20 protein-coding genes and 2 pseudogenes are annotated in these 23,732 nt (G+C 71.7%); 9 read left to right on the top strand and 13 right to left on the bottom strand.

The window, feature by feature from the left end; translation table 11 throughout:
- Nucleotide 1: 1 nt before the first annotated feature.
- The 6 genes from ACIREO_RS25565 (at nt 2) to ssuE (ending at nt 5,481) form a co-directional block, all read left to right on the top strand.
- A complete protein-coding gene (locus ACIREO_RS25565; RefSeq protein WP_404114559.1) occupies nt 2-889 on the top strand; it encodes an ABC transporter permease in 888 nt (295 codons plus the stop codon).
- On the top strand, nt 886-1,767 hold the full coding sequence (locus ACIREO_RS25560; RefSeq protein WP_404114173.1) for an ABC transporter ATP-binding protein: 882 nt from the start codon (nt 886-888) through the stop codon (nt 1,765-1,767). Before ACIREO_RS25565 ends, ACIREO_RS25560 begins: the two co-directional genes overlap by 4 nt.
- Nucleotides 1,764-2,639, top strand: coding sequence for an ABC transporter ATP-binding protein (locus ACIREO_RS25555; protein ID WP_404114171.1), 876 nt, complete (start codon nt 1,764-1,766; stop codon nt 2,637-2,639). Before ACIREO_RS25560 ends, ACIREO_RS25555 begins: the two co-directional genes overlap by 4 nt.
- A 77-nt stretch (nt 2,640-2,716) precedes the next feature.
- The gene (locus tag ACIREO_RS25550) at nt 2,717-4,057 is read left to right on the top strand and encodes an NtaA/DmoA family FMN-dependent monooxygenase (protein WP_404114169.1); all 1,341 of its coding nucleotides are present in this window, start codon (nt 2,717-2,719) and stop codon (nt 4,055-4,057) included.
- Between the two features lie 47 nt (nt 4,058-4,104).
- Nucleotides 4,105-4,869, top strand: coding sequence for an alpha/beta hydrolase (locus tag ACIREO_RS25545; RefSeq protein WP_404114167.1), 765 nt, complete (start codon nt 4,105-4,107; stop codon nt 4,867-4,869).
- A 54-nt stretch (nt 4,870-4,923) separates the two neighbouring features.
- Nucleotides 4,924-5,481 (top strand): NADPH-dependent FMN reductase, encoded by a 558-nt coding sequence (ssuE, locus tag ACIREO_RS25540; protein WP_404114165.1) that lies wholly within the window; start codon nt 4,924-4,926, stop codon nt 5,479-5,481.
- A 15-nt stretch (nt 5,482-5,496) separates the two neighbouring features.
- Here ssuE and ACIREO_RS25535 read toward each other — a convergent pair whose 3' ends face one another.
- Complete coding sequence (locus tag ACIREO_RS25535) at nt 5,497-6,912, bottom strand: phytoene desaturase family protein (protein WP_404114163.1); 1,416 nt, start codon at nt 6,910-6,912, stop codon at nt 5,497-5,499.
- A 257-nt stretch (nt 6,913-7,169) separates the two neighbouring features.
- On the opposite strand from ACIREO_RS25535, the gene ACIREO_RS25530 reads away from it, so the two are divergent.
- On the top strand, nt 7,170-8,465 hold the full coding sequence (locus ACIREO_RS25530) for an LAETG motif-containing sortase-dependent surface protein (protein WP_404114161.1): 1,296 nt from the start codon (nt 7,170-7,172) through the stop codon (nt 8,463-8,465).
- A 58-nt stretch (nt 8,466-8,523) separates the two neighbouring features.
- Here the strand turns inward: ACIREO_RS25530 and ACIREO_RS25525 are convergent, their stop codons facing one another.
- Genes ACIREO_RS25525 through ACIREO_RS25515 form a run of 3 tightly spaced genes read right to left on the bottom strand, consistent with a single transcriptional unit; the run spans nt 8,524 to nt 11,702 of the window.
- Complete coding sequence (locus ACIREO_RS25525) at nt 8,524-9,375, bottom strand: inositol monophosphatase family protein (protein ID WP_404114159.1); 852 nt, start codon at nt 9,373-9,375, stop codon at nt 8,524-8,526.
- Between the two features lie 45 nt (nt 9,376-9,420).
- A complete protein-coding gene (locus tag ACIREO_RS25520; RefSeq protein ID WP_404114157.1) occupies nt 9,421-11,286 on the bottom strand; it encodes a gamma-glutamyltransferase family protein in 1,866 nt (621 codons plus the stop codon).
- Nucleotides 11,287-11,333: 47 nt separating this feature from the next.
- A complete protein-coding gene (locus ACIREO_RS25515) occupies nt 11,334-11,702 on the bottom strand; it encodes a hypothetical protein (protein WP_404114155.1) in 369 nt (122 codons plus the stop codon).
- 97 nt (nt 11,703-11,799) lie between these two features.
- On the opposite strand from ACIREO_RS25515, the gene ACIREO_RS25510 reads away from it, so the two are divergent.
- Nucleotides 11,800-12,147, top strand: coding sequence for a transposase (locus ACIREO_RS25510; RefSeq protein ID WP_404114153.1), 348 nt, complete (start codon nt 11,800-11,802; stop codon nt 12,145-12,147).
- 1,140 nt (nt 12,148-13,287) lie between these two features.
- On the opposite strand, the pseudogene ACIREO_RS25505 reads toward ACIREO_RS25510, so the two are convergent.
- Nucleotides 13,288-13,546, bottom strand: a pseudogene (locus ACIREO_RS25505) (PTS alpha-glucoside transporter subunit IIA); the annotation flags it as partial.
- Nucleotides 13,547-13,955: 409 nt separating this feature from the next.
- Here ACIREO_RS25505 and ACIREO_RS25500 point away from each other — a divergent pair.
- Nucleotides 13,956-14,249 (top strand): annotated as a pseudogene (locus ACIREO_RS25500) (helix-turn-helix domain-containing protein); the annotation flags it as partial.
- On the opposite strand, the gene ACIREO_RS25495 reads toward ACIREO_RS25500, so the two are convergent.
- The 8 genes from ACIREO_RS25495 to ACIREO_RS25460 all read right to left on the bottom strand — a co-directional run bounded on the left by ACIREO_RS25495 (nt 14,222) and on the right by ACIREO_RS25460 (nt 23,727).
- Complete coding sequence (locus ACIREO_RS25495) at nt 14,222-15,022, bottom strand: HAD family hydrolase (RefSeq protein ID WP_404114151.1); 801 nt, start codon at nt 15,020-15,022, stop codon at nt 14,222-14,224. The pseudogene ACIREO_RS25500 and the gene ACIREO_RS25495 sit on opposite strands and share 28 nt — an antisense overlap.
- 102 nt (nt 15,023-15,124) lie before the next feature.
- Nucleotides 15,125-16,351, bottom strand: coding sequence for an NAD(P)/FAD-dependent oxidoreductase (locus tag ACIREO_RS25490; protein ID WP_404114149.1), 1,227 nt, complete (start codon nt 16,349-16,351; stop codon nt 15,125-15,127).
- Nucleotides 16,333-16,632, bottom strand: coding sequence for a hypothetical protein (locus ACIREO_RS25485; protein WP_404114147.1), 300 nt, complete (start codon nt 16,630-16,632; stop codon nt 16,333-16,335). Before ACIREO_RS25485 ends, ACIREO_RS25490 begins: the two co-directional genes overlap by 19 nt.
- A complete protein-coding gene (locus ACIREO_RS25480; RefSeq protein WP_404114145.1) occupies nt 16,622-17,152 on the bottom strand; it encodes an NUDIX domain-containing protein in 531 nt (176 codons plus the stop codon). Before ACIREO_RS25480 ends, ACIREO_RS25485 begins: the two co-directional genes overlap by 11 nt.
- An 11-nt stretch (nt 17,153-17,163) precedes the next feature.
- Nucleotides 17,164-18,060 carry an aminotransferase class IV gene (locus ACIREO_RS25475; protein WP_404114143.1) on the bottom strand — a complete coding sequence of 299 codons (897 nt, stop codon included), beginning with the start codon at nt 18,058-18,060 and terminating at the stop codon, nt 17,164-17,166.
- Nucleotides 18,061-18,215: 155 nt separating this feature from the next.
- The gene (locus tag ACIREO_RS25470; RefSeq protein WP_404114141.1) at nt 18,216-20,084 is read right to left on the bottom strand and encodes a condensation domain-containing protein; all 1,869 of its coding nucleotides are present in this window, start codon (nt 20,082-20,084) and stop codon (nt 18,216-18,218) included.
- Between the two features lie 38 nt (nt 20,085-20,122).
- Nucleotides 20,123-21,895: an ABC transporter ATP-binding protein gene (locus ACIREO_RS25465; protein WP_404114139.1), complete on the bottom strand. Its 1,773-nt coding sequence runs from the start codon at nt 21,893-21,895 to the stop codon at nt 20,123-20,125.
- Nucleotides 21,892-23,727, bottom strand: coding sequence for an ABC transporter ATP-binding protein (locus ACIREO_RS25460; protein ID WP_404114137.1), 1,836 nt, complete (start codon nt 23,725-23,727; stop codon nt 21,892-21,894). Before ACIREO_RS25460 ends, ACIREO_RS25465 begins: the two co-directional genes overlap by 4 nt.
- Nucleotides 23,728-23,732 lie beyond the last annotated feature (5 nt).

Genomic DNA, 23,732 nt, shown 5'->3' with positions numbered 1-23,732 from the left:
GATGGTGCGCCGCGTCCTCTCACTCACATCCGGCCGGATCGCCGTGGTCATCCTGGTGCTGATCGCCCTGCTCGCCGTCTGCGGTCCGTGGCTCGCCCCGCAGGACCCCCTGGCGACGAGCGACAACCCGCTCGCATCGGCCTCGGGCGCCCACTGGCTGGGGACGGACTACCTCGGCCGTGACGTGTTCAGCCGCCTCCTGGACGGCTCGCGGATCAGCGTGCTCGGCTCGCTGGAGGTCGCGCTGACGGCGCTCGTCGTCGGCGCGGTCCCGGGCATCCTGTCGGTCTACTCGGGCCGGGTCTTCGAATGGCTGACCCTCCGTCTGGCCGACACCCTGGTCGCCCTGCCGTTCATGCTGTTCGCCATCGCCGTGATCGCACTGCTCGGCAACGGCATCACGCAGGCCATGCTCGTCACGGGCGCACTGGTCTCACCGCTCTTCTACCGGGTGTCCCGCGCCGCCACGCTGGCCGTGGCCCGCTCACCGTACGTCGAGGCCGCGATCGTCTCCGGTGCCTCGGTCGGCTGGGTCGTACGCCGCCATGTCTGGGTCAAGGTGCTCCCGCCGATCGCGGTGGCGCTCGCCCAGACCATCGGCACGGGCTTCGTCATCGTCTCGAGCCTGACGTTCCTCGGTATCGGCGTCCAGCCTCCGGCCCCCACCTGGGGCGGCCTGCTCGCCTCCGACCTGGGCTACCTCAGCCACCAGCCCTGGGCGCCGGTGGCACCCGCCCTGCTGATCATGGTCACCGTCTGGGCGTGCAACCTGCTCGCCGACGCCATCCGCGACGTCTCCGGTGAAGCGGGCCGCGCGTTGGTCAACCAGCGCAAGGCCCGGGCCCGCACCGGCACATCCACCCCCGTCTCCGTGGGAGGTACCCGATGAGGACCCTGACCCAGAACACCGCCCCCGGCGTCGCCCCGCAGCAGGCGCCAGCCGCACCCACCGCTCCCCCGGTGATCGCGGTCCGCGACGTGCGCATCACCGACCAGGTCACCGACCGGGAGATCGTCCATGGCGTGGGTTTCGAGCTCACCCCGGGCAAGGCGGTCGGCATCGTCGGCGAGTCAGGCAGTGGCAAGACCCTCACCTGCCGGGCCGTACTCGGGATCCTTCCCCCGCACTTCGAGGTCTCCGCCGGATCGGTCGAGATCGACGGCGCCGACATCGCGACCCTGACACCCCGGCAGTGGACCGCCCTGCGCGGCACCACGGTCGGCGCCGTCTTCCAGGACCCCGCGTCCTATCTCAACCCGTCCATCCGCGTGGGAGCCCAGATAGCCGAGGTCATCCGCGTCAAGAAGGGCGTGAAGCGGCGCGAGGCGCGCCGGCAGACCCTCGGACTCCTCAGGGCGGTACGTCTGCGGGACCCTGAGCTGGTCTACGGCCAGTACACGTACGAGCTGTCCGGGGGCATGCTCCAGCGCGTCCTCATCGCGGCGGCGATCGCCGTCGAACCCCGGGCACTCATCGCCGACGAGGCGACCACGGCCCTCGACGTCACCGTCCAGGCCGAGATCCTCGACCTGCTGGCCGAACTCCGCGAGCGCACAGGTCTGGCGCTCGTCGTCGTCTCCCACGACCTGGCCGTCGTCGCCCAGCTGTGCGACGAGGTCCTCGTCATGCGGCAGGGCGAGGTGGTGGAGCAGGGTCCGACACGGTCGGTGCTGCACGATCCGCAGCACGAATACACCCGGCTGCTCATGTCCGAGCACGAGAGTTACGGCCTGGACAGGTTCCTCACCACGAAGGAGGCGTCATGACCACCAGCACGTCGCCGGAGGCGAGGACAGCCGCCCGGGAGGAGGAGGCTCCGGCCCCGGTCCTGGCCGTCGAGGGCCTGGAGGTCCGTTACGGCCGGGGCCGCCGGGGCCGGAGCGCCCTGCGCGGGGTATCGCTGAGCGTCGCGCCCGGCGAGACCGTCGGCGTCATCGGCGAGACGGGCTCCGGGAAGTCCACGCTGGCCCGTGCCGTGCTCGGCCTCGTACGTGTCTCGGCCGGCTCGATCCGGGTCGGCGGCGAGGAGGTGACCGGATTCGGCAGCCGGGGATGGCGCGGCCTACGCCGCCGGGGCATCGTCCAGTACGTCTTCCAGGACCCGCTGCGCAGCCTCGACCCCGACCTCACCATCGAGGACTCCCTGACCGAACCGCTGCTCATCCAGGGGGTGTCGCGCAAGGAGGCGGTGGAGCGGGCCCGCGCGTTCCTCGACCGGGTCCATCTGTCCGGGGCGCTGCTCGGGCGGTTGCCGGGCGAGCTCTCCGGCGGCCAGCGGCAGCGTGTCGCCGTGGCCCGCGCCCTGGTCACGGAGCCCGCCCTGGTCATCCTCGACGAGCCGGTGAGCGCCCTGGACTCCGCCAACCGTGTCCAGGTCCTGGAGATCCTCAAGGAGCTCCGCGCCGCCGGGACATCCCTCGTCTTCATCTCGCACGACCTCGGTTCCATCGCCGGGACCGCCGACCGCATCGCCGTGCTCTACAGGGGTGAGCTCGTCGAGGTGGGGGCGGCCCGTGACGTCATCAACCATCCACGGCACGTGTACACACGCCTGCTCGTCGGCTCCGCGCCGACACTGCACACACGGACCGCCGAGCGGGCCGAACGCGAGCTTCTCCGCGCGCGGTTGAGCAGCTGACCGCAGAGCCCCCCGGACACCCTTCGTATCCCCCGCACCACCGATCCGCGCCCCCGCGCCACCGAGAGGAACACCCCATGACCCGCAGGATCCATCTCGCACTGCACCCGTACGGCGTCGGCGGCCCCGGCCAGCACGGCCTCTGGAAGGACCCCGGCGTCGCGAAGAACGCCAGCATCGACATCAACTACTACATCCAGCAGGCCAAGGCGGCCGAACACGCCCTGTTCGACGCACTGTTCGTCGTCGACAGCCAGTTCATCAACGCCACCTACCCGTCGCACTACCTGAACCGGCTGGAGCCGCTCACCCTGCTCTCCGCCGTCGCCACCCATACCAAGCACCTCGGCCTGGTCGGCACGGCGAGCTCGACGTACAACTCGCCGTTCAACCTGGCCCGCCGGTTCGCCTCCCTGGACCACATCAGCGGCGGACGCGCCGGCTGGAACGTGGTGACCAGCTTCGACACCGGTACGTCGAAGAACTACGGGCTCGACGAACACCTCGACTACGCCACCAGGTACGGCCGCGCCCTGGAGTTCGTGGAGGTCGCCCGTGGCCTGTGGGACTCCTACGAGGACGACGCCTTCCCCGCCGACGTGGAGCGCGACGTCTTCCTCGACCCGTCCAGGCTGCACGCGCTGGACCACGAAGGAGAGCACTTCAAGGTCGCCGGGCCGCTCAACATCTCCCGCTCGCCGCAGGGGCAGCCGGTCATCTTCCAGGCCGGGGTCTCCGCCGAGGGCCGCGACCTCGCCGCGCGCGTCGCCGAGGGCATCTACGCACCGGGCGGCACGCTGGAGTCGGCGCAGGAGTACTACGCCGACATCAAGAGGCGCACCGCGGCATACGGGCGTAACCCCGACCACATCAAGGTCTTCATCCACGGCGGCCCGATCGTCGGCGCGACCGACGAGGAGGCCCGGCGCCGGGAGCGGGAGATCTTCGAGGAGGACAACGACTTCGCGAGCAACCTCGCGCTCCTGGGCCGCTCCTTCGGCGCGTACGACTTCAGCACGCACGATCTGGACGCGCCATTCCCCGACGTCGCCCATCTCGCGGAGAAGGGCGGCCGGACGGGCGCCGGGAAGATCATCGAGCGGGCGACGACAGAGAACCTGACGCTGCGTCAAGTAGCCGAGTCCGTCAACGCGTTCCGCCGCTCGCCGTTCGTCGGGGCGCCGGAGACCGTCGCCGACACCATCGAGACGTGGTACGACGCCGGAACCCTGGACGGCATCAACCTCGCGTTCCGTAACAACGACGACCTCAGCCGCTTCGTGGACGGTGTGGTGCCGCTCCTGCACAAGCGAGGCCTGTTCCGGACCGAGTACGAGGCCGACACCCTGCGCGGCAACCTTCGGCTGCCCGTCCCCGCGAACGTCCACAGCGCCGGGCGCGAGCTCGTGAACGACTGACGCGGTCCGTCGGCCCACCTACGCAGGCACGCACACGGAGGATCCAGATGACCGAGTACACCGACCACCACGTCCCGGAGGGACTTCGCACGCGCGGCACCGTCGTCGTGGTGCCGGGCCGGGGCGAGACCCGGGCGACCTACGCCCGGCTCGGCAGACGCCTGGCCGCCGACGCCTACCGGGTCCGCGTCGTCGACGCCCCCGGCCTCGACGGGAGCGACCTGACCGGCTCGCTGAGCCGCTTCGGTGAACAACTCGCCGCCGCGGTGGAGGACTCGGCCGAGGAGGGTGTCGCGCGCCCCCTCGTGCTGATCGGAGCCGACCGAGGAGCCGTCGCCGTCGCGGCGCTCCTCGGCCGGCGGGGCGCACCGTCCGCCGTGCGGCCGGACGCCGTCGTCCTCGCGGGGATCCCAGGCGGCGGGAGCACCGCGGTCGGGGACTGGGAGGACGAGCTCGACGTGCGTACCGCCTGCCCCGCCCACCGGGGCACGCTCACCGAGGACACCGGGCTCCGGCGCGGCGCGCTCGACGAGGCGGTGCCGGAGGACCTGCTCGCGGCGGCGTACGGCGGTGACTTCGGCACTCCCGCGCTGATCCTGACCGGCGACGCCGATCCGCTGGCCGACCGCGAGGCACTCGTGCGTACGGCGAAGTCGCTGCCGCGTGCCCGCCTGTCGGTGGTGCGGGACGCACACCACGACGTCCTCAACGACATGCAGCACCGTTCGGTGGCCGCGGAGATCGTCACCTTCCTGGAGGCCCTGCGCAACGACCTGGTGCCGGTCGTCACGGTCGATTCGAGCGCGTGGTAGCCGCTGCCGCGCCCCGCACCGCCGGTATTCCTGACCCGTAGAGAGAGGCTCCCCATGGCAACCATCCTGTCCGTCTCCGGCAGTCCGTCCGCCACCTCCCGCACCGCACGGCTCCTGCGCCATCTGGACGACCGGCTCCGGGACCAGGGCCACGACGTGACGCCGCTGGATGTGCGCAGCCTGCCCGCCGAAGCGCTCCTCGGCGCCGATTTCCGGCATCCGGCCGTCATCGAGGCCACGGCGCTGTTCGAGTGGGCGGACGGGGTGGTCATAGGCACCCCCGTCTACAAGGCCGCCTACTCGGGGCTGCTGAAGACCCTGCTGGACCTGCTCCCGCAGTTCGCGCTGACCGGCAAGACCGTGCTGCCGCTGGCCACCGGGGGCAGCACCGCCCATGTGCTGGCGATCGACTACGCGCTGCGCCCGGTCCTGAGCTCCATGGGTGCGGCGCACATCGTCCCGGGCTGGTTCACGCTCGACAAGGACATCACCGCCGGTGAGGAGGGCACACTGACCGTCGCACCCGGCACGGCGGAGGCCCTGTCCCAGGTCACCGACGCCTTCTCCCGGGCGCTGGGCGGGCGTACGACGGTGCTGGCACCGACGGGCTGAGCACGCCCGCCCCTCTCACGCCGCCCTCAGGCGCCGCCACACCGCCTTCGCCGCGTGGTGCCCGGACATGCCGTGCACACCGGGGCCGGGCGGGGTGGCCGACGAGCAGAGGAAGACCGCGGGGTGCGCGGTGGCGTACGGCACGCGGGCGAGCTTGGGGCGGAGCACCGTCTGCAGCCCCGCGAACGCACCGGTGGCGATGTCGCCGCCGACGTAGTTGGCGTTGCGTACGGCGAGGGCGGGCGGTCCGGCGACCGCCCGGGCCAGGACGAGGTCGCGGAACCCGGGGGCGAACCGCTCCAGTTGCCGTTCGATGACCTCGGTGGCGTCCCCCTCCCAGCTTGCCGGGACATGCCCGTACACCCAGAAGACGTGGCGGCCTTCGGGGGCGCGGCTCGGGTCGACGACGCTGGGCTGCGCGGTGATCAGGAAGGGGACGCTCGGGTCGCGGCCGGCCACGGCGGCGCGCAGGGCGGCGTCGATCTCGTCGGCGGAGGGGCCGACGTGGACCGTGCCGGCGCGTCGGGCCTCCTCGGCCGTCCAGGGCACGGGGCCCGACAGTGCGTAATCGATCTTGAAGCAGGAGGGTCCGTAGCGGTAACGGTCGTACGCACCGCCGAGTCCGGCGATCCGGGCGAGCGCGGTCGGCGAGGTGTCGAAGACGTACGCGCGGGCGGGCGGGAGTTCGTCCAGGCGTTTGACCTCGGTGCCCGTGCGAATGGTGCCGCCCTGTTCGCGCAGGAAGGAGGCGAGGGCGCCGGAGATGGCCCCCGAGCCGCCGCGCGGCACCGGCCAGCCGTTCTCGTGCGCCGCGAGCGCGAAGAGCAGCGCGATGCCACCGGTCGCGAGGCCGCCGGCGGGCGCGATGGCATGCGCGGCGAGGCCCGCCAGCAGAGCGCGCGCCTTCTCCCCCCGGAAGCGCCGGGAGAGCAACGTGGCCGGCTGCAGGGCGTCGAGGCCGAAGCGGGCCCAGCGGTACGGGTCCCGGGGCAGGCCGTCCCACGGGGTGCGCAGGAAGTCCTGGGCGAGGGTGTCCCAGTGGCCGGTGAAGGGCGCGACCAGCCTGCGGTAGGCGCCGGCGTCCTCGGGGCCCAGCGACATGGCGGTCTCCCCTACGGACCCGGTGAGCACCGCGGCGGAGCCGTCCGGGAACGGGTGGGCGAGCGCCAGCGGGGCGTGCAGCCAATCGAGGCCGTGCCGGGCGAGCGGCATCGCCTTGAAGGCCGGGGACCCGATGCCCAGCGGGTGCACAGCGGAACACGGGTCGTGACGGAAGCCGGGAAGGGTCAGCTCCTCGGTGCGGGCGCCGCCCCCGACGGTCTCCCCCGCCTCGAACACCTCCACGGCAAAGCCTCGGCGGGCCAGTTCGACCGCGGCCGTCAGCCCGTTCGGGCCCGCCCCCACGACGACGGCATCCAGCATCGATGGCACCTTCGGACTCCTTTGTCAGCCGATGGCCAGGGCACCCAGGATATTCGTGCACGCCGACAACGGGACCCCGGGTGGCGGTCGGCGGTGACCAGGGACTTTCGAACGGGTGAACAATTGGTGGCGCATACAGGCAACCATTCGACGGTCGCAAACGTCTTCAGTTGCGGTAAGTGACTGTGCCGGAGACGGCACTTGGGCCGACTGCCCCAAATTTCCGGTCGGTCCTATCCCACCGCACGCCATGACGAGGATCTTCTATGACTCACCCCCTTCCCGGTCGCCGTCCTTCGCGCGCCGTGGTCGGTGCACTCGCCGTCGCCGCGCTGACCGGGCTCGCGTCCCTGCCCGCCGTCGCCTTCGCCGCGGAGCCCGACCTCGGGGTCGGACCACTGGCGCCGATCACGGGTGCGCAGCCCGGCGGCGATGTCGACGTGCCGTTCTCGGTGCTGAACAAGGGCACCGAGGACGTCGAGAAGGTATGGGTGACGTACTCCGTCACCTCGGGTCTCGCCGCGGCGGACTCGTACGGGAACTGCGAGTACTCCACCGAGCCGTCCATGGACGAGGCGCCGGAGAAGAGCGTCGCGGTGTGCGCCTTCGACCAGCCGTTGAAGGCCGGCGTCGTCTACGTACCGGACCAGCCGGTCGGGCTCAGGGCTCAGGACAACGCGCTGTACGACGAGGTCACCGTGGGCATCGACGCCACGGAGCCCGGTCCGTCCGACGGCGGCGGGACGGAGCCCGTGCCCGGCACGGGCGCCCCGCTGAAGCTGGTCGAGAAGGCCCCGGCCACCGACGAGGACCGGGCGAACCACGACAAGCTCTCTGCCACCGGCGACGTCACCACGGTCAACACCGCCGACTTCTCGCTGACCGGCGCCCAGCTGAAGGGCAAGGTCGGCGACGAGGTCACCGCCTCGGTCGAGTTCCTCAACAAGGGCCCGGCCTGGGTCTACCGCGGGCTGGACCAGAGCGCCGCGACCGTCGACGTGCGGATCCCGGAGGGAACCTCGGTCGTCAAGGCCCACGGTTACTGCGACCCGGTCACCAAGACTCACTACACCTGCGGGACCTCGCAGTCGTGGGTGAACGAGACGCGTGGCGAGACCTACCCGTTCGTCCTCCGGATCGACAAGGTCGTCGAGGGCGCGTCCGGGAAGGTCTCCTTCGCCGGGGCGGACAGGCCGTTCGACAAGAACGCGGCCAACGACACCGCCGAGATCGTGGTCAACGCCGGCACCGGTACGACGGGTGGCTCCACGACGAGCGGCTCCACCACCGGCGGTTCCTCGACCGGGGGTTCCACGACGGGCGGTTCCACGACCGGTGGTTCCACGTCCGACGGCTCCTCGACGGGTGGCTCCTCGACGGGCGGCTCCTCGACCACCGGTTCCACCACCGGGGGCTCCGAGCCGGAGACGATGACGGGCGGCAACCTGGCGGCGACCGGCTCCGACTCCACCATGCCGATGGTGGGCGCGGCCGCCGCGGCGCTGGTCGCGGGCGGCGGGATCTTCTACGCCGTCCGGCGGCGGGCGGCTGCCGGCAACTAGCGGCACGGACACCACGAGCTGTGGCCGGTACGGGAGCCCCGTACCGGCCACAGCTTTTCTAGTCCTGCCCGCCGGCCCGGAGCGCCTCAAGGACCGTCTCCGCCGTCGTCCTGTCCCTGGCCGCGGTGAACGGCAGGTCGTTTCCGCCGGTGATGCGGTACGGGACGCCGGAGAGCGTGGACTGCGCACCGCCCGCCTCGGTGACCAGGAGCAGGCCCGCCGCGTGGTCCCAGGCGAACTCCCAGTTGAAAGCGACGGCGTCGGAGGCGCCGCAGGCGACGGCGAGGTACTCCAGGCCCGCCGAGCCGCACGCGCGGGCGTCGATGCCGTCGGTGCGCAGGCCCAGCAGGGCGCGCTTCTGGGCGTCGGAGGTGTAGTCCGGGTGGGACATGGCCACCTTGAGCACCGCACCTGGGGCGGGCGAACCACTGTGCAGGGCCGTGCCGTTGAGCGTGGCGCCCCGGCCCCGTACGGCGACGGCCATCTCGTCGAGGACGGGGGCGTACGTCCACGAGGCGTACACCTCACCGTGGAGCGCGAGAGCCACCAGGGTGCAGAAGCCGGGCTCGCCGTGGACGAACTGGCGGGTGCCGTCGACCGGGTCGACGATCCACACGGGTGCGTCGCCGCCGAGCGCGTCGTAGACGGCGGGGTCGGCGTGGACGGCCTCCTCACCGACGACGACCGAGCCGGGCAGCAGCCGGGTCAGGGACGCGGCGAGGTGCTCCTCGGCGAGCCGGTCGGCGGCGGTGACCAGGTCGTGGGGGCCGCTCTTCTCGACGATCTCGTGTGCGGCCAGCTGCCGGTAGCGCGGCATGATCTCGGCGGCGGCCGCCGCCCGGACCGCCGCCTCCACCTCGGCAGTCGGCCCGGCGTGCCCGGCGTCCCCGTACAGAAAGTCATCGATCATGACTCCAGCTAAGCACGGTCCGCCGGGGGCACCCCGGGCAGGTGGTCAGCGGCCGACCGCGTATCCCTGCATACCGCGGGGATTGGCGGCGGCGGACAGGACGCCGGTCTCCGGGTCCCTGGCGACTGCGCACATCCGGCCCTCGGACCACGGGTCGCCCACCGTGACGTCGTGACCGCGCCGGCGCAGCTCCCCGACGACCTCCGGGTCCATGCCCTCCTCGACGGTGACGCTGCCCGGGCGCATCCCGCGAGGGAAGAATGAGCCGGGGAAGCTGTCGTTGTGCCAGTTGGGGGCGTCGATGGCGCCCTGGAGGTCGAGGCCGCCACGGACCCGGTCCCGCAGCGCCACGGCGAGGAAGAAGTGCAGCTGCCACTGGTCCTGCTGGTCGCCGCCGGGGGTGCCGAACGCCATGACGGGGACTCCGTCGCGCAGGGCGAGGGACGGGGTCAGCGTGGTGCGCGGACGGCGGCCGGGAGTCAGTGTGTTCGGCAGGCCCTCGTCGAGCCAGGCCATCTGCAGGCGGGTACCGAGCGGGAAGCCCAGCTCGGGCACGACGGGGTTGGCCTGGAGCCAGCCGCCGCTGGGCGTGGCGGCGACCATGTTGCCCCAGCGGTCGACGATGTCGAGGTGGCAGGTGTCCCCGCGGGTCGCGCCGTCCTTGGTCACCGTCGGCTCGCCGGCACGGTCCACGGTCGCCGTCGGCTCGCCCGCGCCCTCCTTCGCCACCGTCGGCTCGCCCGCTCCGGCCACCGGGATGCCCATGGCGTCGAACCCGGCCTCTCCCGCGGCGACGGCGTGGGCGTGCGCGCTGAGGACCGGGGTCCGGCCGTCGGGGCTGCCGGGGCGCAGCTCCAGGGAGGCGGTGTCCTCGACCAGGGCGCGGCGCTCGTCGTTGTACGGACCGGAGAGCAGGGTGTCGACCGGCACGTCGGCGGCGTCGCCGTACCAGGCCTCGCGGTCGGCCATCGCGAGCTTGCAGCCCTCGATCAGCAGGTGGACGTAGTCGGCGGAACCGTACGCCGGGAGCTCGGCCGGGAGGAGGGCGAGCTGCTGGAGGAAGGCGGGGCCCTGGCTCCAGCCGCCCGCCTTGGCCAGCGTCCAGCCGTTCCAGTCGTACGTGGCGGGAGCCTCGTACGTCGCGGACCAGTCGGCCAGGTCGGCGGCGGTGAGGGTGCCGGTGTGGCGGGTTCCGCTGGTGTCCATGGTGGGGACGGCGGCCTGGCGGACCAGTGCCTCGGCGATGAAGCCCGTGCGCCAGACGGCGCGGGCGGCGTCGATCTGCGCGACGCGGTCGTCGCCGCCCTGCTCCTCGGCCTCGGTTATGAGGCGGCGCCAGGTGGCGGCGAGTGCGGGGTTGCGGAACAGCTTGCCGGGCTCGGGCGCCCGGCCGCCGGGGAGGTAGACCTCTGCGGAGGTCGGCCACTCGGTCTCGAAGAGCTCACGGACGGTCTCCACGGTCTGGCCGACCCGCTCGACGGGGGCGTGGCCGTCCTCGGCGTATCCGATCGCGTAGCGCAGGACCTCGGCGACGGTCTTCGTCCCGTGGTCGCGCAGCAGCAGCATCCAGGCGTCGAAGGCGCCGGGTACGGCGGCGGCGAGCGGGCCGGTGCCGGGGACCAGGTCCAGGCCGAGCGAGCGGTAGTGCGCGGCGGACGCACCCGCGGGGGCGGGCCCCTGCCCGCACAGCACCCGCACGTCGCCGTCCTTCGGCGCGAGGATCATCGGGACCTCGCCGGCTGGGCCGTTGAGGTGCGGCTCGACGACGTGCAGGACGAATCCGGCGGCGACGGCCGCGTCGTAGGCGTTGCCGCCGCCCTCCAGGACGGCCATCGCGGACTGCGAGGCGAGCCAGTGGGTGGAGGACACCATGCCGAAGGTGCCCTGGAGGGTCGGTCGGGTCGTGAACATCGCGCGTCACCTTGCTCTTCGTACGTGCCAAGCGGGCCGATCACGGCTCACGATCGGGCCTGGGGAGAATCTGGGGAGTTTCGCCCTGCAACGTCGTTCACCTGATCGTCGAGCAGGTTATCGATCGCCTGCCGCCCCCTGCGACCCGCCTCCGGCATGAAGTGCGCGTAGTGGTCGAGGGTGATGGTGGGTGACGCGTGCCCCAGCCACCTGGCCAATGTCACGACCGACTCCCCCGCCTCTAGGACAACGGAAGCGTATGTGTGCCGCAGCACATGGAAGCCGTCCCGGGGAGCCGCCTGCCCTTGCCAAGGCTTCGCTCCCTTGGCAAGGGGCGGAATCACACCGGCCTTGGCAAGCGCCGGCTTCCAGATTTCGGTGTTCCACGTGTTCGCCGCGACAGCGTTTCCGTACATCGTGGTGAGAACGAGGCCATGCCTCTTCCTCTCCCGCTCCGACTCCGGGCCACCCCACGTGAGCTCTGCGAGGGCCCTCCCGTGTCCGCGCCGGTCCTTGGGCGCCGCGGCCCACTTCTGCCGCACCGCGCGCATTCCCAAGCCGCGAGCCGCGCGCGAAGGCCGTGTCACCAAGCCCGAGCTCGGCCGGCGCATGGTGGAACGCTGCCGCCGGGCCAAGGTCCCGTTCGGCTGGGTGGCTGCCGACAGCGCCTACGGCCAGGACCGCAAACCCCGCGCCGCCCTCGAACGCCGCCGCATCCCCTATGCCATGGCCGTACCAGTGGACGAGACCGTGTCCACCCACGGCACCGGGAGCCTGCGCGTCGACAAGCTCGCCGCCCGCATCCCGCTGATCTTCGAGCGCCGCTCCTGCGGGAAGGGGGCCAAGGGCCAGCGCTCCTAGGACTGGGCGCTGGCCGAGGTCACCTGGCCGGGCGGCGCCGAGAACGGGCCCCGCCGCGGCTATTCACCTGTTGCTGATCAGGCGCTCGATCACCGACCCTGCCCTGATCGCCTACTTAGCGGTGCATGCCAAGGTCAGCACCCCGATCGGCGAGATCGTGCGTGTGATGGGCCTGCGCTGGTCGATCGAGGACTGCTTCGAGACCGCGAAGTCCGACTGCGGACTGGACCACTACGAGGTTCGCACCTGGGACGCCTGGCACCGTCACGTCACTCTCTCCATGGCCGCCCTCGCCTTCCTGACCATCACCGAAACCCGCTCCCGTGGCCCCCAAGACCCCACAGAGCCAGCCCAGTTGCCGCAACCCAGCGACCGTGCGCGCAGCAGGCGTCGGTCCGTCCCCGCGTCGCGAGGAGCGCGGCTCACGAGGGAGGTCCGGCCTGCAAAAGAAAACTGCATCTCACACGCAACCATCGTGGCGGAACCTACGTCACCGCTAGTGAAGGGCGCACGCGCGGGGCCACGGCCGACGGCCGGGGCCGTGTGCGAGAGCCCGATGACAGCAGGGTCACCTGGAGGGCTCGCCCTTTTCGGATTCCGGCCCGGTGGATTCACCAACACGAACACTAAGAGGTATCTGTGCTCAAGAAGTTTCTCGTCTCGGCAGCTCTCGCTGCGACTGCGATCGTAGGCGTCGGTGCCGCCGCCGGCACCGCGTCCGCCAGTGGTGAGTTGCCGCCCGAACCAGGGATGGTTGCCGGCGGCGTCTACCCCTCGCGAGACGCCTGTTGGGACGCCGCTTTCGCTGGCTTCGACCAGGGTCGCTGGTCCGCTGTGCTCTGCAATAAGGTGGAGGGCGGCCAGTATCTGCTGTGGGTTCGCTGAAGCCGGCGTCAACTGACCTGCCCTGACCTTCGAGATTGTATGACGGCCCGTCGGTTCATCCGGCGGGCCGTCCGCACATCGGCACCCCCGCGGGTCCCGTACAGCAGGTGAGGCGCGCCGATGCTGGTGGCGGTGATCAGGGTGATCGGTCGACGAACTCCATTGCCGGGTACTGGTCCGAGGCGCGTCCAGCAGTGCGCCGGACCTGCCGTAGGCCCATCTGTGGGAGCAGCGCCTCCGCGTCCGTGAACGACGCGTGCTCCGAACCGTGGGGGCGGGTTCCGGTTCCTGGGAGACGTTGAACTCCGCCAGCAGGTCCTGGCTGAAGCCGAAGAAGTACGTTGCCACGAACCCGGGGACAGCCGTGGTTGCCGGCCCCGTGCGGGAACAGTGTCCAGCCGGACGGGCTGATGGCCGTGGATCCGACCGAGTCGCCGAGCTGGTTGAAGAGGCCCAGGAATCCGCCATGACTGAGCCGGCCACCCTCGGCGGCGGCTGACGGAGCGGCGCCGGGAGTGCCGGCCGTTGGTTGTTTCAGTTGTGCAAATAGCTGTGGCCATGAGATCGGCACGACCCATGCGCGCGGGGTCCACGGCCGACGGCCGGGGCCGTGCGGGAGAGCACGTTGGGCACACGAGTCCGGACCGGGTGCAGTGGTGGTGGAACGCTGCCGCCGGGCCTCCCAGACGGTCGTCCCGATCTCCGCTTTCAAGATGGCGAACCAGCTTTCCACGGCGGCATTATCGAAACAGGATCCGACGCGCCCCATCGACTGCCGCATGCCCAACTTACGTATTTCGGTGCGGAATTCGTCACTCGTGTACTCGGCGGATTCAATCGGTCGTCGCAACACCTTCGTGAACTGGGGGTTTGTGAGGGGTGTGGGGAATCGGCAGCAGGCGGTGCGGGAACGTCGTGGGCAGATGCCCACGCCAGGGCGGCCGAGCGTTGCCTGGCGTGAGGACCGGGTCAGGTGCTGGAAGGCGATCGCGCGGGGGCTGAGTCCGGTGGGCGCCGCAGCCGTCATCGAGGTCTCGCCTGCGGTGGGGTCGCGGTGGTTTCGTCATGCTGGCGGGGTGAATCCGTGCCTCGCCCCGACTGTCTCCGGCCGTTACCTCTCGTTCGCCGAGCGGGAGGAGATCGCTCTGCTGCGTGCGCGGGACTTCGGGGTCCGTGCGGCGCACGGTCGTCAGCGGGCGCCCAGGATCCGGTCCAGGACCACCGCGATGCCCTCCTCGTCGTGGCCGGGCGCCACCTCGTCGGCCACCGCCTTGAGCTCGGGGTGCGCGTTGCCCATCGCCACCGCGTACCCGGCCCAGGCCAGCATCGAGGCGTCGTTCGGCATGTCGCCGAAGGCGATGGTGTCCGCGCCGGACAGCCCGAGCAGACCGGCGGCGTGGGCCAGCCCCGTGGCCTTCGACAGCCCGAGCGGCAGCATCTCGATCTCGCCCGGTCCCGCCTTCGTGGTGGTCACCAGGTGCCCTGCGAGCCGCGAGGCGACGTCGTGCAGCCGGTCCTCGTCCAGTTCGGGGTGCTGGACGTAGAACTTGCGCACCGGCGCCGCCCACAGGCGGCCGGCCGCGACGAGGACGACCGGCAGGCCGTCGAGCGGATCCGGGCGGTAGCCGGGGCCGGCCAGGACGGCACCCTCCAGACCGTCCAGGTCGGCGGCCAGCGACAACGGGCCGGTCACCGCCTCGATCGCGGCGAGTGCCCGCCGGGCCACGTCCCGGTCCAGGACGTACGACGTGAGCTCGCGGTGCGCACCGGCGTCGTACACCTGGCCGCCCTGACCGCAGACGGCCAGGCCGGTGTAGCCCAGCCCGGCCAGCACCGGCCTGGTCCACGCGGCCGAGCGGCCGGTGACGACGATGTGCCGGCAGCCACGCGCGGCTGCCGCCGACAGCGCCGCCCGGGTGCGGGTGCCGACCGTGCCGTCGGAGCGCAGCAGAGTGCCGTCCAGGTCGGTGGCGACGAGAGCGTAGGGCATCGCCACGCTCAGCCGCCGATGCCGGTGTACGGGCGCGGACTCCGGGTCCAGGGCATGGTGCTTCCTTCCGGTGTGCTTCGTGACGGGCCCGGTGGGCGGCCGTCACCGGTGGTAGAGCTCGCTGAGCGTGCCGATGTCGGGGAGCTCGCCCAGCAGATCGGGATGGTCCAGCGCGGCCATCGGGTTCTCCCAGGCTTCCCTGGCCGGCGAGCGGTCCAGCGGCACCGGGGTTATCGGATCCCAGCCCCCGTCGTCCGACCGCAGGCCCAGCCGGGCCGCGACGGTCCGTACGGCGTGCAGGGCGGCCAGCGGCGCCAGGGTCAGCTTGGACGGGCTGGCGACGACGGCCCGGCCGTCGAGCAGCTCGATGCCGAACTCGTGGGCCACGGTTCCGCTGCTCGGCAGCAGCCCGGACTTGGTGGCCGGGTAGCCCGAGACCGCGTCGACGCGGGCCAGCATCGCCGGGTCGACAGCGCGGCCCAGGGTCAGCAGCACCCTGCGTGCCCACCAGCCCGCGAGCTGGCCGGGGTCGCGGCCTCCGCTGTCGAACGACTGGAAGTCGGAGACCAGCCAGGTGGCCCGCCCCTCGTCGCCGACCCGGCTGGCGAGGAACAGCCCGTGCTCCTCACGTTCCGGGAACAGCGCACTGACCGCGGGCAGCCTGCCGCGCAGGACCAGCATGAACGCCTTACGGAGCTGGACCACGGCGGGCAGCCCGGACCTGGCCAGCAACCCTGGCGTGCCCGCGCCCGCCGCGAGGACCGCTGTCCTGGCGCGGACGACCGCTGTGGAGCCGTCCGGCTCGGTGATCCGGGCGCTGATGCCGTCGCCGTACTCCTCGATGCGCTCGACCGTGCCCGGCCGAGCCTCGATCCCCGCCGAGCCGGCCTGCGCCCCCAGTCCGCGCAGGATGACACCGACGTTGTACGTGGGTTCGGCGCTGCCGAAGCAGGCGACGGGTGCCCCGGTCAGCCAGCCGGGAGTGGCCTGCGGACGCACGGCCAGTCCCGAGTCCCGCCAGTACCGTTCGGCCCGGCGCGCCGCGGCAGGGTCGGAGAAGGCGATGGTGGAGCCGGTCGTCACCGGCGGAATCCGCGCGAGCAGCCCGTGCCAGTGCTCGCGCGCACTGCCCAGCAGGGCCGGCAGGCGCGGTTCGTCCGGTCCGTACGCGTAACCCCGGTGCAGATAGCCGTGCGACTGCCCGGACTGGCCGGCACCGACGCGCGACGGCTCGACGAGCACCACGTGGGCGCCCCGGCGGGCCAGGGCCAGGGCGGTCAGCAGGCCGGCCATGCCCGCCCCGGCCACGATCACATCACCGTCGCGCATCGCTGGCTTCCCCGCGTTGCGGACCGGGCGCCGACGGCCGGTTCGACCGTGGCGACCAGGCCGGAGACCGGCGACATGCGCACCAGCCAGCGCTCGCCCGACACGGTCTCCAGGAGCACGGCCTCCTCGTCGTACCGGGCCGCGGAGCGCAGCGGACCCAGCCCGGCCAGCAACAGCCGGTCCTGGCTGTTGCTGGCCTTGGCCATCAGATCGCCGGTGAGCAGGCTGACCCGGATCTCGGTGGTGAGGCCGACGACGACCTCCACGCCATCAGCCGGCATCGCCCGACGCTCCGATCACGGCCAGCGCGGCCAGCGTCGCCGAATCCTGGACCGCGCCCGCGGCCACCAGTTCCCGCAACCGCGGCCAGGAGAACCGGCGGACGTCCATTCCCGCCTCGAACAGATCCCGGTCGGGCTCGCCGACGCCGGAGACGTCGGCCACGAAGACATGGCACGACGACGTCGCGAAGCCGTTGCTCTCGGCGAACGTGGCCAGCTGCCGGAGGCCGGTCAGCTCCAGACCTGTCTCCTCGCGCACCTCGCGCCGGGCGGCCGCCTCGGGCGTCTCGTCCCCGGTCAGACCGCCCTGCGGGAACTCCAGGCTCCGCGCGCCACCCATCGTGGGGCGGTCCAGCTCGACCAGGACGTATCGGCCGTCATGGCGTGGGGCGACCAGCACCGAATCGGGCCGGCAGACCATGAAGTACGGGTGCCGTGCACCGCTCGCCGTCTCGTACTGCCGGTGCTCGACCGTGAACCACGGGTTCCGGTGTGCCGTGCTGCTGCTGACCTGGCGCATGGCGGCCGGGCTCACCGCAGCGGGGCCAGGCAGGCCGACGCGAGCGGGTTCTCGCCCCGGCACAGCCGGCCGTACTCGGCGGCCAGCGTGGCGGCGGTCTCCGCCCCTCCGGTGTCGCCGACGGTGCGGCCGTCCACGGAGTGCACCGTTCGCAGCCCCAGCAGCGTGCCCGCCAGCACCACCTGCGCCCGGTACAGCTCGTCCCGCAGGACCGGCCGCTCCTCGACCTCGTAACCCAGCCCTCGGGCGAGGTCCAGCACGATCCGCTTGGTGATCGAGTCGAGCACCCCGGTGTCCACGGACGGTGTGATCACCCGGCGGTCCCGCACCAGCAGGATCGCGGCGCCGTCGGCCTCGGCGACGTGGCCGCGGTCGTTGAGGAAGAAGACGTGCTCCACCTCGTGCTCGACGCGCTCGCGCTCGAAGACACGGAAGTCGAGGTAGGAGCCGCCCGATTTGGCGTGCGGCCCGATCGGCCCGCCGAAGCGCCGGTGGCTGCTCACGATCGCCCGGACGGCCTGCGGCACGCTGGGCCGGAACGGGAAACCGCCGATGTACATGGCGCCCTCGCTGTCCGGCGCCAGCGCGGAACGTCCTCGCTTGGCGTAGAAGGTCGGGCGCACGTAGATGTCCGAGCCACCCAGCTGGGACGCGACCTCGGCGAGCGCGCCGAACACCTCCGCCCTCGTCATCGGCGCCGGGATGTCGGCCACCCGGGCGGAGTCGTAGAGCCGGTCGAGATGCGCGTCGCCGGCCAGTACCTCGTGCCGCTGCTCGTCGGCGTTCCAGAACGCCGTGATGCCCTCGAACACGTTGGCGCCGCGCAGCGCCAGTTCGTCCCAGACGTGGACCCGCGCGTCCTCCCAGGGAACGCACGCCCCGTTGAACCACATCACACGATCAGACATCGGCCCTTCTTTCTCGATCAGTTCTCGTCCGGCCCGGTCACCGGCCCCGCTCGGATCAGCAATCCCCAGCCTGCGGTCGCCCGTCGAGGGAGGAGCCCTGCTCTGTCCCGCCGGCAGCGTCGTGAGTTCGCCGCAGACCTTCCCTGAGTACGGCATCACGCGACCGGCCGCTCCCGGCATCGCCGCAGCCGGCCGGCGAGCGCGGTGAGGCTCGTCGGCCGGCGCAGGTCCTCGACCGCGATGCCCTCGAACCCCCGGTCCAACAGAAGGGCCAGCACGCGAGGAGCAAGACAGAGGCGGCCGCCGACCGTCAGGTAGGTCCCGGCCATCGTCGGACCGTCCAGATCGTTGGCCTCGGCGACCGCCTCCCTGAGCGCCCGTCCGGCCGCTCCCTCCGGCGCCAGCATCGGCCGGTCCGCGCCCGAACCGGAGACCGTCACGGCATCCGCCCGGCGAATGACGAAGTGGTGCGGACTCAGTACGGCGTTGCGGCCGTTGTCCGTCGAGAGCAGGAAGTCGCGAAGCTCCCACGGATCGAGGTCCGTGCTGACGTAGGCGGTGATCCTCTGGCCTTCCTCACGGACGTCCGCACGGTCGACCGCGGGATGCTCCTGGAGGCGGTCGGCGAGGAAATCCAGATCCACCCAGACACCGTCGGCCCGTGTCCAGCGCGCGCCCGGCCGCCAGGGGTCGGCTGCCAGCGACCGGGCAGCCGGGAAGGAGAGGTCGCCGGATACCGAGGCATGGACCAGGATCGCCTCTATCAGCCTGACGAGCCCCGTACTGTCCCGGGCTCCCACGACGGACGCGTCGATACGCGAGTGGATGTGCAGCTGCCCGTCGACGGGATAGGCGCTGATGTACAGATTGCAGACGTCCGTGAACTCGTTCGTCCGTTCGGTGGACACCCGCGAGTCCGGCAGCATCGCGCGTGGATCTGTACCGGGGTCCGCCGACCCCAGCTCGATGCCGTCGAACGTCAGGCTGATCGCCTCGGGACCCGGCAGGAAACTGCCCCGCTCGGCCTCGACACGTCCCGCGCACTCATGGAACTCCAGCACGTCGAAACTCATATGACGGCCGGCCAGAAGAACCGCCTTCTGCAACCGCCGCAGTACCTCGGAGAACGACGGCTCCCCTCCGAGATCGACGAGCAACGGCATGTCCCGGAAGACCGCGGCGGCCATGCCATGGGTGGACGGGAACTCCCGGAACGACCAGGTCAGGCTCAGCCCCAGCCTGTCCCGGCCGAACTGGACCGCCAGTGCGGTGTACACGGCCGCCGTGAAGACCGATGCCGGAGTCGCGGCCAGCGTCTTGTGCAGGGACGCCAGCGCCAGGCTCGCGGCGGGCGACTCAAGGGTCGCCCGCACGATATCCGCTCCGGGATTGCCACGGCTCACAGGGAGAACCGTCACCGGGAAGTCCTGAAGCGCGGTGTTCCAGTACCGCAGGGCGGACTCGGCACGGGGCCGGCCGCCCTCCCGCTCGTGGACCGCCCGGTCGACCGGCTGCGGCACACGCGCGCTCAGACGGGCGGCCCGCCCCTCCCGCTGCGCGGCCAGCAGTTCGGTGAGATCGGCGACTAGGATCCAGGCCCCCGTGCCGTCCACCGCGATGTGCGCGACGGAGAAGATCAGGTCTCCCCCCGGAGAACGGCCGAACCGGGCCGGGGGCCCGGACTCCACGTCGAACGGTGCCTCCTCGAAGAGGCGACGGGAATCCCCGTCCGCGATGCGGGGCAAGGACACGAGGACGCTCTCGTACACGCTCTGCCGTGGACGTCCGTCGGCGTCGGCGTCGAACGCGGTACGCAGCACCTCGTGCCGCCGCAGCAGGGTGCTCACCACACCGCTCACCGCGTCGTCCGACACCCCGTCCGGCACGGCGACGGACCAGGAGAGGTTCGGGAACACTCCATGACCGCCGGACCGGTAGGACAGCCACTCCAGTTGAGAGAGCCCCGACTGCAACGGGCCCGTGCGTTGCGGTCCTCCGGAAAACGTCATCAGTTCCTCTCCCATACCGGCCCTCCTCTGGCGCCACAGGTCGGTGCATCAGGTCAGACGAAGTACCTGGCCTGCAGGCGGAACAACTCGGCGTAGAGTCCGTCGGCCTGACTCAGCGTGTCGTGGGTGCCGGTCTCGACGACCCGGCCGCCGTCCAGAACCACGATGAGATCTGCCGCCCTGGCGGTCGTGAAGCGATGCGTGACGAGGACGGTCACACCGCTCTCCAGGCGGCTCAGGTCGGCGTACTGCTGGAACAGCCACTCCTCGGCCCGTGCGTCGAGGCTGGCGGAGGGCTCGTCCAGGACCCGCAGCAGCGGCGCCTGCCGCATCGACGCCCGGGCGTTGGCGACCGTCTGCCACTGGCCGCCCGACAGTTCCTTGCCGTCCCACGATCTACGCCCGAGCCGCGTCTCCAGGCCCTCGGGCAGCGAGGCGAGGAGCTTGTCGCCGCCGGCCGTCCGCAGCGCCTCGATGATCCGCTCCGGGTCGTCACGATGCTCCAGCCGTCCCAGCCCGATCGTGTCCCGCAGAGACATCTCGATGTGTACGGGGTCCTGGAAGGCCGCCGTGATCCGGTCGCGCCAGTCCTCCGGCGCGAACTGCGCGAGGTCCGTCCCGTCCACCATGACGCGCCCCGCGCTCGGCCGGTAGAGACCGCTGAGCATTTTGACGAACGTCGACTTCCCCGCGCCGTTCTCCCCGACCAGGGCCACCACGGCGCCGGCCGGGAGCTCGAGGTCGATGTCGCTCAGCGACGGCTGATCGCGGTTCCAGTACTGGAAGCTGAGCCCCTCCACCTTGATGCCGCCGCTCAGCCGGGACGGCACCTTCACCGGCGTGGCCGGCACGACGGCCTCCCGCTCGGCGGCGCAGTCGTCCACCACGTCGAGGAACGCCCGGGTCGCCCGAAGGGACTCCAGTGTCCAGAAGGTCAGGGTCAACAGGCTCTGCACCTGCCCGGTGATCTGGCTGCTCACGGCGACGGCCGCCACGACGAGGCCCAGCGAGGCATCACCGGCGAGGCCGCCCCGCACCATCAGGACGACGGCGGTCGCGTACGCCAGCACGAAGAACAGCCAGGCCAGCGCAACGGGTACGCGGGCCCGCCGATCGGTCCGGGCGATGTCCCTGCCTCCGGAGTCCCACTCGTCGCCGTGCCTCCGCCGCAGCTCGCCCGAGAGTCCGAAGAGGCGGGTCTCGCGACCGGGTGCGGCCGTGGTGGCGAGCGTGAACAGATGACCGGCCAGCCGGGTCCGGGGCGTGACGCGCTTCTCGGCCAGTCCGCGCTTCTTGTCCGCCGCCTGGGTGGCCAGCACCGCGGGGACGGCGAAGAGCGGCAGTACGGCGAGCACGGGTACGACCGACGCCATCAGGACGGCCGAGGCGATCAGGGCGAGCGCGGCTCCGGCCAGCCACATCAGCCGGTCGAAGGCCGGCCCGATCTCGCCCCGCGCACCACGGACGACCGCCGCCTTGTCGGAACGGCTCGCACGCTCGTGGATCTCCAGGGTCGGCGTCGTGCCGGCCACATCGATGAACTGGCGGTCGACCTCGTTCTGGATCTCCTCCTGCAGACGGAGGCGGGTGAAATAGCCGGCGATGAAGGTGCCCTGGGTGAGCATCACGAAGACCGCGACACACAGCGCGAGTACCGCCACGCCGTTGGTCGAATGCCGGCTCGCCATCTCGCTGAACAGTCCGAGCAGCACGGCGAGGCCGATTCCGGTGGCCTGTTCCAGGACGGCCACCGCCACCACGAGCAGGGACCTGACCCGGTCGATGCGGGGTCCGATCGTGAGGACGAAGCGCAGGGCGCTGATCAAGACGGTGCCTCCTCGAAACGCTTGGCCTGTAGGCGGAACAGTTCGGCGTACCGGCCGTCGGCGCTGATCAGGTCCTCGTGCGTGCCGTCCTCGACGATCCGGCCCTGGTCGAGGACGACCACCCGCTCCGCCTTGCGCACGGTCGCGAAGCGATGCGAGATCGCGATGGTGGTGACACCCGCGGTGAGCTCGTGGAACGTGTCGTAGAGCTGGGCCTCGGCGCGGGCGTCGAGGCTCGCGGCGGGCTCGTCCATGATCAGGAGCCGTGCGCCGTGCCGGAGGCCGAACAGCGCCCGGGCGATGGCGATGCGCTGCCACTCCCCGCCCGACGCGTCGACCCCGCCCGTGAACCCGCTGGACATCACCGTGTCCCAGCCGTTCGGGAGTCCCTCGATGAACTTCAGCAGCCCGGCCTGGCGCGCCACTGCCCGCAGGCCCTCCTCGTCGTCGGCATGTGCCAGGGAGCCGAAGGCGATGTTGTCCCGCACGGTCAGTTCGTAACGTCCGAAGTCCTGGAAGACGGCGACCACCTGACGCTGCCAGCTCCGGCGGTTGGCGTCCTCGACGGGGGTCGCGCCGACGCGCACGGAGCCCCCGCCCGGAGCGTCGAGACCGGCGATGAGCCGGGCCAGCGTCGTCTTGCCGGCACCGTTGAGACCGACGACGGCGAGCGACTGCCCCTCGGGGACGGCGAGGTCGATGCCGTGCAGCACCTCCTCCGAGGCGCCGCCGTAACGGAAACGCAGGTCCTCGCAGGAGATGGCCTCGACCGGCGTCGGCCAGGGGTTCCTGTCCGCTGCGTCCGGCGGCTCCACGACCGGAAAGGCGAACGCCTCGGCGGCCGCCTTCGAGCCGAAGCCCATGCGGAGATCGTCGTCGTCCGCCCGGAGGATCTGGAGGAGTGCCCGGACGGCCAGGCCGCCGATCGCCAGATCACCCACCGTCGTACGCCCGGTGGCGGCCCGGTATGCCAGGTAGTAGAAGACCGAGGCGACCGTGAGGCCGGTGACCACGACCACCACGACGACGAACAGGTCGTGCTCGCGCCGTCGCCGCCAGACCTCCGTCATGTTCGTCCGCCACTCCGAGTGGTACGCGTCCCGGAAGAAGCCCGCGAGACCGAAGAGGCGGACTTCCCGGGCCGCGCCCGGCGTGGTCGGCACGTCCCGCAGGTAGGACGTGCGGCGGAGTTTCGTCGTCTGGTTCACGGTCTCGATGACGGCGGTCCGGTAGTTCCGGACCAGCCGGGTGTGGATGACGACGAAGACCGCGAAGACGATCAGCCCCAGCCCCCAGGTGACCTGGGTGAGCAGCACCGCCGAGCCGATGCTGGTCACCCACATCGAGGCCTTGGTGGAGAAGCCGAAGAGCGCCTCCCCCGGGGGCATGTCGATGGTTCCGTCGCCCCGGGCCCGCCCGAGCCGGCCGAGGTAGCCGGGGTCCTCGAGGTGGCCGATGGTCGCCGGCTCGGAGGCGGCCGTCATCACTCGCTCCCTGAGCCGGCCGGTGACCCGGCGGCCGAGGGACCGGCCCAGAGCCGTCCGCGCCGACTCGGCGAGATGGGTGAGGAAGAACAGCACGACGATGAGGGCGACCCAGCGGTAGCACTCCTGCGCCGCCGGAGTGCCCAGCCCCTGGCCGATCGCGGGGGTGAGCACGTCCACCAGCTCACCGATACCGATGGTGATGCCGACCGGGGCCGCACCGGCGAGTACGGCCATGACCGCGGTCAGGGTGGTCCGGGCCGGTGACACGGAGAAGGAGTATCCGACCAGGGCCGGGATCACCCACCGCTCGGCGGGGGGCGGCAGCCGGCTCGTGTCCGCGGTCACGCCTG

The organism is Streptomyces sp. NPDC102441 (assembly GCF_044765585.1).
Classification (GTDB): Bacteria; Actinomycetota; Actinomycetes; order Streptomycetales; family Streptomycetaceae; genus Streptomyces.
Note: the sequence above shows the minus strand (reverse complement) of the source record. Positions and strands in the feature narration are given on the sequence as shown.

Excerpts from the sequence above, each read along its gene's own strand:
- ACIREO_RS25565 (WP_404114559.1), top strand. The coding sequence starts at position 2 with ATGGTGCGCCGCGTCCTCTCACTCACATCCGGCCGGATCGCCGTGGTC.
- ACIREO_RS25560 (WP_404114173.1), top strand. The coding sequence starts at position 886 with ATGAGGACCCTGACCCAGAACACCGCCCCCGGCGTCGCCCCGCAGCAG.
- ACIREO_RS25555 (WP_404114171.1), top strand. The coding sequence starts at position 1,764 with ATGACCACCAGCACGTCGCCGGAGGCGAGGACAGCCGCCCGGGAGGAG.
- ACIREO_RS25550 (WP_404114169.1), top strand. The coding sequence starts at position 2,717 with ATGACCCGCAGGATCCATCTCGCACTGCACCCGTACGGCGTCGGCGGC.
- ACIREO_RS25545 (WP_404114167.1), top strand. The coding sequence starts at position 4,105 with ATGACCGAGTACACCGACCACCACGTCCCGGAGGGACTTCGCACGCGC.
- ssuE (WP_404114165.1), top strand. The coding sequence starts at position 4,924 with ATGGCAACCATCCTGTCCGTCTCCGGCAGTCCGTCCGCCACCTCCCGC.
- ACIREO_RS25530 (WP_404114161.1), top strand. The coding sequence starts at position 7,170 with ATGACTCACCCCCTTCCCGGTCGCCGTCCTTCGCGCGCCGTGGTCGGT.
- ACIREO_RS25525 (WP_404114159.1), bottom strand. The coding sequence starts at position 9,375 with ATGATCGATGACTTTCTGTACGGGGACGCCGGGCACGCCGGGCCGACT.
- ACIREO_RS25520 (WP_404114157.1), bottom strand. The coding sequence starts at position 11,286 with ATGTTCACGACCCGACCGACCCTCCAGGGCACCTTCGGCATGGTGTCC.
- ACIREO_RS25515 (WP_404114155.1), bottom strand. The coding sequence starts at position 11,702 with ATGTACGGAAACGCTGTCGCGGCGAACACGTGGAACACCGAAATCTGG.
- ACIREO_RS25495 (WP_404114151.1), bottom strand. The coding sequence starts at position 15,022 with ATGCCCTACGCTCTCGTCGCCACCGACCTGGACGGCACTCTGCTGCGC.
- ACIREO_RS25490 (WP_404114149.1), bottom strand. The coding sequence starts at position 16,351 with ATGCGCGACGGTGATGTGATCGTGGCCGGGGCGGGCATGGCCGGCCTG.
- ACIREO_RS25485 (WP_404114147.1), bottom strand. The coding sequence starts at position 16,632 with ATGCCGGCTGATGGCGTGGAGGTCGTCGTCGGCCTCACCACCGAGATC.
- ACIREO_RS25480 (WP_404114145.1), bottom strand. The coding sequence starts at position 17,152 with ATGCGCCAGGTCAGCAGCAGCACGGCACACCGGAACCCGTGGTTCACG.
- ACIREO_RS25475 (WP_404114143.1), bottom strand. The coding sequence starts at position 18,060 with ATGTCTGATCGTGTGATGTGGTTCAACGGGGCGTGCGTTCCCTGGGAG.
- ACIREO_RS25470 (WP_404114141.1), bottom strand. The coding sequence starts at position 20,084 with ATGGGAGAGGAACTGATGACGTTTTCCGGAGGACCGCAACGCACGGGC.